The sequence below is a fragment of the Chloroflexota bacterium genome, from assembly GCA_026713825.1.
In the GTDB taxonomy this organism is placed as follows: domain Bacteria; phylum Chloroflexota; class Dehalococcoidia; order Lucifugimonadales; family UBA1127; genus UBA1127.
Genome location: JAPONS010000093.1, coordinates 1 through 10605, shown reverse-complemented (window position 1 = coordinate 10605; position 10605 = coordinate 1). Strand labels below are relative to the sequence as shown.

The 10605-nt window shown below is 68.3% G+C and carries 14 protein-coding genes and 2 tRNA genes; 12 read left to right on the top strand and 4 right to left on the bottom strand.

Annotation, left to right across the window (positions count from 1 at the left end):
- The 3 genes from fusA to OXC99_11425 form a co-directional block, all read left to right on the top strand.
- On the top strand, positions 1 to 626 hold a 626-nt coding region (fusA, locus tag OXC99_11435; GenBank protein MCY4625595.1), incomplete at its 5' end, for an elongation factor G.
- Positions 627 to 713: 87 nt separating this feature from the next.
- Complete coding sequence (locus OXC99_11430; GenBank protein ID MCY4625594.1) at positions 714 to 1034, top strand: hypothetical protein; 321 nt, start codon at positions 714 to 716, stop codon at positions 1032 to 1034.
- A gap of 3 nt (positions 1035 to 1037) precedes the next feature.
- Positions 1038 to 1289 carry a hypothetical protein gene (locus OXC99_11425; protein ID MCY4625593.1) on the top strand — a complete coding sequence of 84 codons (252 nt, stop codon included), beginning with the start codon at positions 1038 to 1040 and terminating at the stop codon, positions 1287 to 1289.
- A 21-nt stretch (positions 1290 to 1310) separates the two neighbouring features.
- Here the strand turns inward: OXC99_11425 and OXC99_11420 are convergent, their stop codons facing one another.
- A complete protein-coding gene (locus OXC99_11420; protein MCY4625592.1) occupies positions 1311 to 1745 on the bottom strand; it encodes a hypothetical protein in 435 nt (144 codons plus the stop codon).
- A gap of 262 nt (positions 1746 to 2007) precedes the next feature.
- Between OXC99_11420 and OXC99_11415 the strand changes: the two genes are divergently transcribed.
- From OXC99_11415 to OXC99_11385, 7 genes are all read left to right on the top strand, one after another.
- Entirely contained in the window at positions 2008 to 3333 is a 1326-nt protein-coding gene (locus OXC99_11415; GenBank protein ID MCY4625591.1) for a hypothetical protein, read from the top strand.
- 61 nt (positions 3334 to 3394) lie between these two features.
- Positions 3395 to 4084, top strand: coding sequence for a phosphatase PAP2 family protein (locus OXC99_11410; GenBank protein MCY4625590.1), 690 nt, complete (start codon positions 3395 to 3397; stop codon positions 4082 to 4084).
- Entirely contained in the window at positions 4081 to 5415 is a 1335-nt protein-coding gene (locus tag OXC99_11405; protein MCY4625589.1) for an MFS transporter, read from the top strand. The genes OXC99_11410 and OXC99_11405 overlap by 4 nt, the downstream gene beginning before the upstream one ends.
- Before the next feature lie 98 nt (positions 5416 to 5513).
- Complete coding sequence (locus OXC99_11400) at positions 5514 to 6245, top strand: SCO1664 family protein (GenBank protein MCY4625588.1); 732 nt, start codon at positions 5514 to 5516, stop codon at positions 6243 to 6245.
- 50 nt (positions 6246 to 6295) lie between these two features.
- Positions 6296 to 6742, top strand: a complete 447-nt coding sequence (locus OXC99_11395; GenBank protein MCY4625587.1) for a hypothetical protein — start codon at positions 6296 to 6298, stop codon at positions 6740 to 6742.
- Positions 6743 to 6838: 96 nt separating this feature from the next.
- Positions 6839 to 7258: a hypothetical protein gene (locus tag OXC99_11390; GenBank protein MCY4625586.1), complete on the top strand. Its 420-nt coding sequence runs from the start codon at positions 6839 to 6841 to the stop codon at positions 7256 to 7258.
- 171 nt (positions 7259 to 7429) lie between these two features.
- Positions 7430 to 7750, top strand: a complete 321-nt coding sequence (locus OXC99_11385) for a hypothetical protein (protein MCY4625585.1) — start codon at positions 7430 to 7432, stop codon at positions 7748 to 7750.
- A 92-nt stretch (positions 7751 to 7842) separates the two neighbouring features.
- Here OXC99_11385 and OXC99_11380 read toward each other — a convergent pair whose 3' ends face one another.
- The 3 genes from OXC99_11380 to OXC99_11370 all read right to left on the bottom strand — a co-directional run bounded on the left by OXC99_11380 (position 7843) and on the right by OXC99_11370 (position 10106).
- Positions 7843 to 8124 carry a hypothetical protein gene (locus OXC99_11380; GenBank protein MCY4625584.1) on the bottom strand — a complete coding sequence of 94 codons (282 nt, stop codon included), beginning with the start codon at positions 8122 to 8124 and terminating at the stop codon, positions 7843 to 7845.
- Positions 8125 to 8140: 16 nt separating this feature from the next.
- On the bottom strand, positions 8141 to 9070 hold the full coding sequence (locus tag OXC99_11375) for an inositol monophosphatase (GenBank protein ID MCY4625583.1): 930 nt from the start codon (positions 9068 to 9070) through the stop codon (positions 8141 to 8143).
- Between the two features lie 85 nt (positions 9071 to 9155).
- Positions 9156 to 10106 carry an A/G-specific adenine glycosylase gene (locus tag OXC99_11370; GenBank protein ID MCY4625582.1) on the bottom strand — a complete coding sequence of 317 codons (951 nt, stop codon included), beginning with the start codon at positions 10104 to 10106 and terminating at the stop codon, positions 9156 to 9158.
- Between the two features lie 165 nt (positions 10107 to 10271).
- On the opposite strand from OXC99_11370, the gene OXC99_11365 reads away from it, so the two are divergent.
- Both OXC99_11365 and OXC99_11360 read left to right on the top strand, forming a co-directional pair.
- Positions 10272 to 10345, top strand: a tRNA-Lys gene (locus OXC99_11365).
- Positions 10346 to 10386: 41 nt separating this feature from the next.
- Positions 10387 to 10470, top strand: a tRNA-Leu gene (locus OXC99_11360).
- Positions 10471 to 10605: the final 135 nt, after the last annotated feature.

Below are 10605 nucleotides of genomic sequence, written 5' to 3'. Positions count from 1 at the left end.
CCACGCGGGTGGAGCACCGCCACAAGCAGCAGTCTGGCGGCCACGGCCACTTCGCCCACATCCTGCTGCGGGTGGAGCCGGCGCAGAATCCAGAGGGTGAGTTCGCCACGGAGGTGGTCGGCGGGTCGGTGCCAAGGGAGTTCATCCCCGCCGTGGAGAAGGGCGTGCGCCGGGCGTGGGCCGAGGGCATCGTCGCGGGCTTCCCCGTTGTCGACACCAAGGCGGTGCTGTACGACGGCAGCTACCACCCCGTCGACTCGGCCAGCATGGACTTCGAGACGTGTGGCTACTTCGCGATGAAGAAGGCCTTCGCGGAGGGGTCGCCGGTGCTGCTGGAGCCCGTCATGCTGCTGCGCGTCAACACGCCGGACGCCTACACGGGCGAGATCATCGGCGACCTGAACAGCAAGCGGGGGCGCATCCTCGGCATGATCCCGCAGGAGGACGGCCACACGGTGGTGGAGGCCAACGTGCCGCTGCCGGAGGTGCAGCGCTACGCCCTGGACCTGCGCTCGCTGACGCAGGGGCGCGCCACGTTCACGATGGAAGTCGACCACTACGAGCCGCTGCCCGGCAACCTCACGCAGAAGGTGGTGGAGCAGTACAAGGCCGGCGCGAGCGCGTAGCAAACGACTCGCACGGCCCGCGGACGCAAACGCGCGATAAGGAACCAGCCTGAGCTGTGCAACGTTCTGGAATGAGGAGGTGGATGTATGCTTCGCGAGAGCTTTGCCATGCTCCATTATTCAGAGAGGGTCGTGACAGAGGTGCTGATCCTCACCGCTGAGTTCGATCAAGAGGGGGATCAGTGGACTGGCGAGTGTCTTGAATTGGGCACAGCCACGTGCGCGGATACCTTTGAGGACGTACGCAAGGAGCTCTACGAACTTGTCGACCTGCACGTCAATGGCGTCGACAAGATGGGCGGCATTGAGGATTTCTTGAGCGAGCGTGGCATCAAACCCCTGCGCGTCGCAGACGTTGGACAGGAATATGCAGCAAATACCTACGTGACAGTAGGAGCTCCCCTCTAGCCCATGCCAATTGCGATTTCCGGCAAGGCCTTAGCAGAGCTATTGCTCAAAGATGGCTGGCAAATAGAGCGACGAGCAAACCATGGATTCCTAATGTGGAAGGTGTTTCCGGGAGAATCCACACGCCGGACCACTATCGTCCCGGACAAGTCGGAAGATCTTGCGGACAAGGTTCTGGGTGTGATTCTGGGCGTCAAGCAGACGCAAATAGGACGCAAGGGTCTCCAGGAACTGATTGACCGTTACGGCCGCTAGGCGCGGGAGTGTTCCGCTCCCCTACGCCCGCGACCACACCGTGTAGTAGTTCTCGCCGCGGATGACGGCGACCATTTCCTGCCGCTCCAGCTTGAACAGCTCCTGCAGCGCGTGCACGCACTCGTCGACCGCCGGGAAGTAGCCCGTCGCCTCCGCACGCGCCCGCAGCGCCTCATGGATGCCGAGCCGCTCGAAGCTGCCCACGCTCTTCGACCAGGGGAACATGGTGACCTTGGTGGGGCGCGGCAGGCTGGGCCGCTGCCGCCGGATGTAGCGCAGCCGGTCCTCCGGCCCCCGCGACTGCGGCGCGATGCGCACGAAGGGCGGCTCGGCGTGGTGGGGCCGCACGTCGATCACCAGGCTCTTGCGGAACATGGTGAACAGGATGGAGATGACGTCCGCCTCCCGAATGCTCTCCAGCACCCGCTCCATATCTACCAGCTGGTCGTCATCCATTGCGGCGCTCCTTCTCGAGATTCAGGCCCTGACGGGCGCGCTGACCGGGGTGAGGGGACTGGGGGCAGGGGCCGCTGCCGCTTCGACTGAGTGCTGTTGAAATGCCGAAACGCATGAGGCCAATTGCTCGTGGAAGGCTCCGCCGCCGCGTGTCCGTGACGTGACACGCCAAAGGGCTGCGCACGGAGTGGTTGGCGGGCAATTCCAATCTAGCATGGGCGTTTGGGGGTGTCAAACGGCCCCGCGCCCGCATAATGGGACTATGCGAGACCTGCACGCGTGGCGCCGGACCCGCGAGCTTAGCGCTGCCGTGCGCCGCCGCGTCCACGTGCGCCGGTGGACTGTGTTGGCCGCGTTCTTCGTGCTTCTCGCGCTGGTCCTCGACGCCGACACCGTCCGCCGCACGCCGACGGAGGAGGCCGTCTTCCGCGACCGGTTCGGCCTTGTCGAGTGGATGGGCCTCAACCTGCTGGACGGCGCCCAGGACGCGCTCTTCGACCTGCTCCCGGGCGGAGTCCCGTTCGAGAGCGAGCGCCGCGCGGCAGTGGAGCGCTACTTTGAACTTGGCGACCGCGCGCGCCGCATCGAGGGCTCGCTGCGGCTGGCCGTCGCGCAGGAGGGCGCCGCCGCCAACCCCCTCGCCGCCGACCTCCAGGCGGAGCTCGACCGCCTGCGCCGCGAGCGCGACTCCCTCGCGGACATCGTCGAGTGGACCATCGGATCTGCGGTCTCCGACGTGCTGCGCGAGGAGGGGCTGGAGCGCAGTTGGGGGCCACTGCGTCCGCTCTTCCCGCCCGTCTCCTTCAAGATCACCCGCGTGCCCCGGCTCATCGTCGTCTCGCCGCGCGAGCGCATCGCCAACGTGGAGTCGCGCCTGCTGGAAGCGGACATCACGCCGCTCCGGATGGAGCAGCTCGAGGCGGCCGCCGGGCCGGAGTTGGACCGTTCCGCCGTCGTCACCCGCATCGGCGGCGTCGCGACATACCCGGCGCTGGTGTCCGACTCGCAGTCCTTCCGCTCCGCCGTGCACACCATCGCCCACGAGTGGCTCCACCACTACTGGTTCTTCCACCCGCTGGGGCAGGCCTACTACGACTCCCCGGAGATGGCCTCGCTGAACGAGACCGCCGCGGACCTGGCGGGCCGCGAGCTGGGCGACCTGGCGCTGCTGGCCCTCGGCGAGGCGCCGCCCCCGCCGCCCTCACCCCCCGCCGAGCCGCCGGGCGCGCCGCCGCCGGAGCCCCCGGAGTTCGACTTTGGCGCCGAGATGCGGGAGACGCGCCTGCGCACCGACGAGCTCCTCGAGGAGGGCAAGGTCGACGAGGCCGAAGCCTACATGGAGGAGCGCCGGCAGCGCTTCGTCGAGCACGGGTACGCGATACGCGTGCTCAATCAGGCCTACTTCGCCTTCCACGGCGCTTACGCCGAGAGCCCCGCGTCGTCGAGCCCCATCGGCGCGCAGGTGCGCCGCTTCCGCGCGCACACGGACAGCGTCGGCGACTTCGTCCTCCGCATCCGCGAGTTCTCCACCTACCAGCAGTTCCTCGATCACCTGGAAACGCTGCCGCCGGAGGACGGCGCCCCGTAGCTTGCCGCCCATCCCGCCGTCGAGTACCCTCTTGGGCATCCTTCCGTAGGCAGGAACGCATTTGGACACCACCGGGGCCGCGCCGGGCACGACAGCCATCCGCCGCTGGCGCCCCGGCCACTGGCCGACTGTGACCCTCGTCCTGCTTGCGTCCGTCCTTGCCGTGCTGGCCGTCCTTGCGAGCCGGGAGCCGTCCTTCGGCTGGGACCGCGCGATCGCCTCGTGGCTCCTCGGCTTCTCCGCCCCCGCCTACGACGCCTTCATGGAGGCCGTCTCGGTGCCGGGCAACCGGCTTGGCGTGTGGATAACCATGCTGGCGGGGGCTGCGCTGGCCACTTGGCTGCTCGGCTGGCGCGCCGGGCTGCTGGTGTTCATCGGCCTCGGGGTGATGGGCGTCAACGAGGTGTTCAAGGACGTCGTCGACCGGCCGCGGCCGCTGGAGGACCCGGCGGGCGGCGGCGAGAGCTTTCCGAGCGGCCACACGATGCACGCCGTGCTCACATCGGGCCTCCTCTGGCTGCTCGTCATGCCGAAGCTAACGAGGCTGACGCACCGGCGTCTGCTGCTGGCGGCCATGCTCGCCTGGCCTGTGCTCGTCGGCGTCTCCCGCGTGCACCTGGAGCGGCACTGGCCCAGCGACGTCCTCGGCGCCTACGTCTTCGGCGCCGCGCTGCTCATCGTCATGGCGTGGGTCTGGCCGAGGGTGCAGCCCGCCGCGGTTGAGACGACCGCAGGCGAGAGGGCGCCATGAGGACTTCCATCGCCCAGCGGACGCCCTTCTACTACGGGTGGGTCATCGTCGCATTCGGCTTCGTATTTGGCGCCTTCAACGTCGGCATGACGTCCTGGGGTCTTGGCGTCTTCGTGACGCCCATGCAGGAGGAGCTCGAATGGGACCGGTCGCTCGTCTTCCTGCCGCTGCTGGTCGGCGCCATCGTCACGACGCCCCTCGGCATCATTGTGGGCCCCTGGGCGGACACCCGGCATGGCCCCCGCATCCTCGCCCTGGTGGGCATCCTCCTGTTCGGCGCGTCGCTGCTCTACATGAAGGTCGCCGGCAGCGAGCTGGGCTACATCTTCATTTTCGGCATCGTTGGCGGCGTCGGGCGCTTCACGGTCGCGATGGCGCTGGTTGTCGTGCCGAAGTGGTTCGTGCGGAAGCGCGGGATCGCGCAGGCGACGGTGTCGGCGGGCTTCTCCGTCGGGCCGCTGCTCTTCCCGCTGGTCCTCCAGGCGCTGGTCGAGTCCGTTGGCTGGCGCGACGCCTGGTTTATCATGGGCATCGCGCTCATCGTGCTCGCGGGCCCGGGCGCCTTCTTCATCATCCGCTCGCCCGAGGACGTCGGCCTGCGCCCCGACGGCGATAAGGAGGAAGCCCCGCCACGGGCGGGGGCGCCGCAGACGCCCGCAGGCGCGAGGGGGGCATCCCCCGGCCCCGGCGGGCGCGTCTCCGCCGCCTCCGAGGTCAGCCTCACCCGCCGCGAGGCCCTCCACACCTCGCAGTTCTGGATGCTCGTGGTGGCCATCGGCATGGCGACGCTGGCCATCCGCGGGATGATCCCCAACTTCCAGCCCTTCTTCATCTCGCTCGGCTTCGACGCCACGACTGCCGCGGCCTCCATCAGCGTCTACGCCGTGCCGGCCATCGTCATGGGGTTCGTCTTCGGCGGGCTGGCCGACCGCCACGGCCCGCAGAGGCCGTTCCTCGCCGTATGCAGCATCGTGGCCAGCGGCCTCTTCCTCGTGTCGTTGGTGTCGCAGTTCCAGAGCACCGGCATGATGTTCGCAACCATGCTCTACCTGGGCTTCGGCCTCAATGCCTTCTTTGTCGTGAGCCAGGTCTTTGTCGCCAACACCTTCGGGCGACAGCACCTTGGCGCGATCAGAGGCGTCATGCAGACGGTCAACAACCTCGCCACCTTCGGCGGGCCGTGGATCTTCGGCGTCCTCTTTGACCTCTACGCCGACTATGCGCTCCTGTTCGGTCTTGCCGTCGCGGTGTGGCTCGTGACCATCGTGCTGGGAGGCCTCGTGCGGCCGCTGCGACGACCGCCGGTCCTCAGCGCCCCGGTCAATGTTTAGGCGTCTTGCGCCGCAAGCCGTGCCTTGACCCCGCAAACGGGCCTGTGTCTAATGTGGCCCAAACTGTTTTGAGCGCTGGTTCGGAAGGAGACGAGCGGTTGCCCGGTTGGCAGGAACCACCTTCATGGCCCAATGAGCCGGTACTCGAACATGGCGAGGCCGTCTCCTGCGACCTGACGCCCCTCGGCTCCAACTACACCTTCCTCGTCTGCCTGCAGGATGAGGGCGGCGAGCAGGTCAAGGCCATCTACAAGCCGCGCAAGGGCGAGGTGCCCCTGTGGGACTTCCCCCACGGCACCCTGCACCTGCGCGAGTACGCGTCGTACCTGCTGGCCGAGGCCCTCGGCTGGCACTTCATCCCGAAGACCATCCTGCGCGACGGCCCCTACGGCGAGGGCTCCATGCAGCGCTACGTCGAGCACAACGCCCGCGACCATTACTTCACGCTGCGGGAGCAGTACGAGGAGCAGTTCCCGCGCATCTGCCTCTTCGACCTGCTGGCCAACAACGCCGACCGCAAGGCGGGCCACACCATCCTCGACGCCGCCGAGCGCGTCTGGGGCATCGACCACGGCCTGACGTTCCACCCGCACCCCAAACTGCGCACCGTCATCTGGGACTTCGCGGGGGAGCCCGTGCCGGACGAGCTGGTGCAGGACCTGTGCCGGTTGCAGGAGAAGCTCGACCGCGCCGACGACGCGATGCTGCCCATCGTCGATCTGCTGCACGCCCGGGAGCTGGAGGCGCTGCGCCACCGGCTCGCCATCCTGCTCGACCACCCGGAGTTTCCGGACCCGCGCAACGCCCGCCTCCCGTGGCCGTGGATGTAGCCTTCGTGGGTGCAGGCAAAGCGGCCAGTGGTGTAAGGAAAGGTGTTCATGTGATTCGGAACAACGCGCTGATGCTGGCAGCCCTGGCGATTCTGGGCCTCGCCATGACGGCGGCGTGCGGCGGGAGTCAGGAGGCCATCGCGACGAGGGTGGTCACGGGCTGGGTCACCGACAACGTCGACGTCGTGTCCGACGAGGTGGTGAAGCTGGTCGTCGGAGACTTGCCCGTCCTGACGCAGATAGCCGGTGACGTGTTGGCCGACCGTATTGTGGACTCGGCCACGTGGGAGTACGCGGAGCCGGAGTGCGAGCCGGACGACAGGTGCCGGGTCACCGCGACGGCCTCGGTCAGGATCGACGTCACCCTGCCGCTCCTCGGAGACCGGCGATACGTCGCGTCGCTGCCGTTCTCGCTGCTCGTGGACACGGAGTCGGAGAGTGTGCTGCGGTGGAACCCGGTGCCGCTCGACGCGTCGGTGGAGGAGCAGGAGAGGTAGCCCGGGCGCGACCTACGTCCTCGGTGTCGGCGCGCCCAGGCAACGCAGCCGCCGTTGTGTAAGGAGGAGCCCCTGAGCGCGAGACTCGGCGTGCTGATGACCCTCGCCTGCATCGGCATCGTCCTCTCGGTGGCGTGCGGGCGGAGCCAGGAGGCCGTCGCCATAAGGGTCGTGACGGACTGGGTCACCGACAACGCCGATACCGCGGCGGACGAGATCGCCCAACTCGTCATCGGCGAGTTCCCTGACCTCATGCAGTTACCCGAAGACCAGGTAGAACACAAGATCAAAGACGCGTACTCGTGGTCCTTCACGCCGCCCGAATGCGGGTCCAATGTCAGGTGTGACGTCTCCGCCATAGCGTCGGTCATATTCGGCGTCAACCTGCCGGAGCTGGGAAACCGGACGTACATCGCGTCGCTGCCCTCCACCCTGCTCGTGGACACGCACAGCCGCACCGTCCTTCGCTGGACGCCGCACCCGCTCGACGCGTACCTGGAGGAGCAGCCAAGGTAGCCCGCCTCGACCGGCCGCCATGTCGGCGAAAACTGGTAGCCAGGGTGTCGGGCGGCGCATCCCCGCCACCAACTCCTTTCGGCCTCGCCCCCACCCTGACACAGCCCCCTCGCGCGAAACGCATCGCCCTCGCTACCCTCGATTACACAACACACACGGAGGGACGCGAACATGCGAGACGCACCCAGGGACCCCAACAACGCCAGGGACCGCCAGCCCCGGAGGAGGCGCGGCGCGCCGCTCGGCAACCAGAACGCCCGCAAGCGCAACCTCTACAAGCATTTACTGACGCCAAGAGAGCAAGAATCCCTCAGGGCTGTCGAAAGGGCCTCGGGTCTGTCCTGGGAGATCGATCGCTTGCGCCCCTGGGTCGCCGCTATGCTCAATAACCCAAACGTCCATCTCGACGACGTCCTGCTCGCCGCTCGGACGCTGTTCGATGCGCTCCAACTCGACAAGCAGATCAACCCTGCTCGCTGGAGCAGGGGTTGATCAAAAAAAATTTCGTGTTGTAGCTGAAATGTGCCGCATTAGCTACAAGTTGAGGCAGGTTGTTTTCCGCTCCGGCGACACGGAGGGTGCGCCTACCGGCGCCCTCGACCCCGCCGTCGGCGCCTCGGTGCGGGCGCGTCGCTCGACTCGACGGGGGCTGCCTCTGCGGCTGTCGCCATCGCGCGGCCGCTGAGGCGTCGGGCCGCCATGTGCAGCGGCAGCCCGACGACGACCATGAGGCCGAGGAAGATCGCCGCCTCCAGCCCTCCCTTGAAGCCGAATTCGCCCCGGATGAAGACGTAGGCGGCGGCCATGAGGCAGAAGAAGACCACCAGCCAGAAGAGGGTCCCGGTGAGAAGCGCGAGGAAGGCCATCGGTCCTCCGAGGTCCCTATGAAGATGCACCCGTGCGCCGCGGCGGGCGGAGCGCCCGCTTCGCGCCGCGCACCACGCGGGTGGACAGGGGCAGCGGCAGCAGCCCCTCCTGCACAAACCGCACCATGTCTGCGTTGCCGGAGAGCACCGGCTGCCGCCAATCGCGGAGCTGCTTGGTGGCGTCGCCGTTGGCCGCGTCGCTCAGGAACGAGGTCAGCGGACGCCAGCCCTGCCGGTCGCGGCTGACGACGGCGCCGCCGGCCTCCTGCACCAGCACGATGCCCGCGGCCACGTCCCACGTATGTGGCGCGCCGTGCAGCGTGAACTGGTACGTGCCGTCGGCGGTGAGGGCCAGCTCGTAGGCCGTGCTGCCGACGGAGCGCTGCTGGCCGGCGTTCTTCAGCAACTCCTTGCTGGGCCGGAAGCGGCCCGCGAGGAAGCCGCCGCGCACCGTCACGCGGCCCGCCACCGGCTTCTCGCCGGGCGCGACGTGGAGCTGCTCCTCGTTCTCCCACGCGCCGCCGCCGCGGCGGGCGTGGAAGACGCGTCCGCCGGGGGTGTCCGGCCACGGCAGGAAGATCGCGCCTACGACGGGCACGCCGTGCTCCAGCAGCCCTATCGAGCAGCAGAAGGAGGGAAGTCCATTGGCGAAGTTGGTGGTGCCGTCCAGCGGGTCAACGACCCACGTCAGGCCGCCCTCGCCCGCTGCGCGGCCCTCGCCCTCCTCGCCCACGAAGCCGTGGTCGGGGAAGCGCGCCGCCAGCTCGTTCGACAGGAAGGTCTCGGCGGTGCGGTCGGCCTCCGTGACCGGGTCACGCCAGCCCTCCTTGTCCTTGTACTCGATGGCCATGGGGCGCTGGAACCGCTCCATCAGGAGACGGCCGGCGTCCCACGCAAGCTGCACGGCGCAGTCCTCGGCCTCCTTGAGCCACGGGGCTTCCGGCATCCGTCATCCTTTCACGTGCGTCAGTGCGGCTATGGTACACACACGGCCGCATGCCTGCCACCGGCGAGGGGGCGCCGAGCGGCGACTACGGCAGGCTCACCCGTGCTCCGTCGTCCCCGCCGTGCAGCGCGACGAGCCCGTCCCGCGCCAGCCCCTCGAGCAGTGCGCGCAACCACGCGGCGTCGGCGTCCGAGTAGTCCGCCTTCACGGCAGCGCCAAGGTCGTCGACGCCGCAGGACTCGCCCGTCGCAAGCCCGCGCAGGTGCGCCACGACGCGGCCGCGGTAGTAGCGGCTCGACCCCTCGAAGCGCTCGGTCTTGGGCCGGTATGCCGCGCGGCCCTCGGCGATGACGGCGGGATCCGCCTCGAAGGCGCCCGACGCCCGGCACAGCTCGCGCAGCGGGCACAGCAGGCACGTCGGCCGGCGCGACGTGCAGACCGTCGCGCCGAGGTCCATCAGCGCCTGGTTCCACGACCACGCCTGCCCCTCGGGGAGGACGCGCCGCGCGGTGTCCGCCGACTCGCGGTCCGACGGCGTTGAGGGCCAGTGGAAGACGCGGCCCAGCACGCGGCGCACGTTCGTGTCGACCACGGCCGTCTGCTGCCCCAGCGCGAAGCAGGCCAGCGCATTGGCCGTGTACTCGCCGACGCCGGGGAGAGCACGCAGCGCCCTGGGGTCGCCGGGCAGCGCGCCGCCGTGCCGCTCGACTATCACTTGCGCGGCCCGCTGCAGGTTCAGCGCTCGCCGGTTGTAGCCCATGCCCGCCCACGCGCGGATGACCTCCGACGGCGGCGCCTCGGCGAGGCTCTCGAATGTGGGAAAGCGTTGCAGGAAGGCGTGGTAGACGGGGATGACGCGCTCCACCTGCGTCTGTTGCAGCATGACCTCGGAGACGAGGATGGCGTAGCCGTCGGTTGTCCCGCGCCAGGGCAGCCGCCGCTGCGCCGCCTTGAACCACGACAGCAGCGCGTCCTGCACCTGCGCGACGGCGTCGTCGGCGATGTCCTCGTGGGTCGCACCCTTGGTGTCCGGCATGCGCCCGAGTGTAGGTGCGCGGTCGTCGTGACACAACGGGGTCCCCCCCCCCATCCCCCGTTCGTCCTGAGCCTGTTGAAGGGCGGTCCGTCAGACGCCGCTCAGCTTGACACTCCCATAGAGGCGATGCTACATTCAGCTATGGAATCCCTGCCCCTTTGCAATGGCCCGCTAGCTCAATTAGGCAGAGCAACTGACTCTTAATCAGTGGGTTCTCGGTTCAAGTCCGAGGCGGGTGACTCCACCACCACTGCAGTCACGAGCCCCCACCGCCGCCGATGGGGATGTGTGGGAACTGGCAGACGAGCATGGCTTAGGACCATGTGCCTATGGCGTCCGGGTTCGAGTCCCGGCATCCCCACCAGACTTGATAAAATCAAGAACTTTTCAGATCAGGTTCGCGCTGGCACTGTAGTTCCGCCCTATTCCTTCGCCCCGCTGGTGTGTCGAAGGCGCCAGTAAGGTGAAGGCCGATACGCAAGACAGAGGCCCTCGCCGT

What these genes read in the sequence shown, in the direction of transcription:
- OXC99_11430 (MCY4625594.1), top strand. Translation starts at nt 714, where the DNA reads ATGCTTCGCGAGAGCTTTGCCATGCTCCATTATTCAGAGAGGGTCGTG.
- OXC99_11375 (MCY4625583.1), bottom strand. Translation starts at nt 9,070, where the DNA reads ATGCCGGAAGCCCCGTGGCTCAAGGAGGCCGAGGACTGCGCCGTGCAG.
- OXC99_11385 (MCY4625585.1), top strand. Translation starts at nt 7,430, where the DNA reads ATGCGAGACGCACCCAGGGACCCCAACAACGCCAGGGACCGCCAGCCC.
- OXC99_11390 (MCY4625586.1), top strand. Translation starts at nt 6,839, where the DNA reads ATGACCCTCGCCTGCATCGGCATCGTCCTCTCGGTGGCGTGCGGGCGG.
- OXC99_11415 (MCY4625591.1), top strand. Translation starts at nt 2,008, where the DNA reads ATGCGAGACCTGCACGCGTGGCGCCGGACCCGCGAGCTTAGCGCTGCC.
- OXC99_11380 (MCY4625584.1), bottom strand. Translation starts at nt 8,124, where the DNA reads ATGGCCTTCCTCGCGCTTCTCACCGGGACCCTCTTCTGGCTGGTGGTC.
- OXC99_11425 (MCY4625593.1), top strand. Translation starts at nt 1,038, where the DNA reads ATGCCAATTGCGATTTCCGGCAAGGCCTTAGCAGAGCTATTGCTCAAA.
- OXC99_11370 (MCY4625582.1), bottom strand. Translation starts at nt 10,106, where the DNA reads ATGCCGGACACCAAGGGTGCGACCCACGAGGACATCGCCGACGACGCC.
- OXC99_11405 (MCY4625589.1), top strand. Translation starts at nt 4,081, where the DNA reads ATGAGGACTTCCATCGCCCAGCGGACGCCCTTCTACTACGGGTGGGTC.
- OXC99_11420 (MCY4625592.1), bottom strand. Translation starts at nt 1,745, where the DNA reads ATGGATGACGACCAGCTGGTAGATATGGAGCGGGTGCTGGAGAGCATT.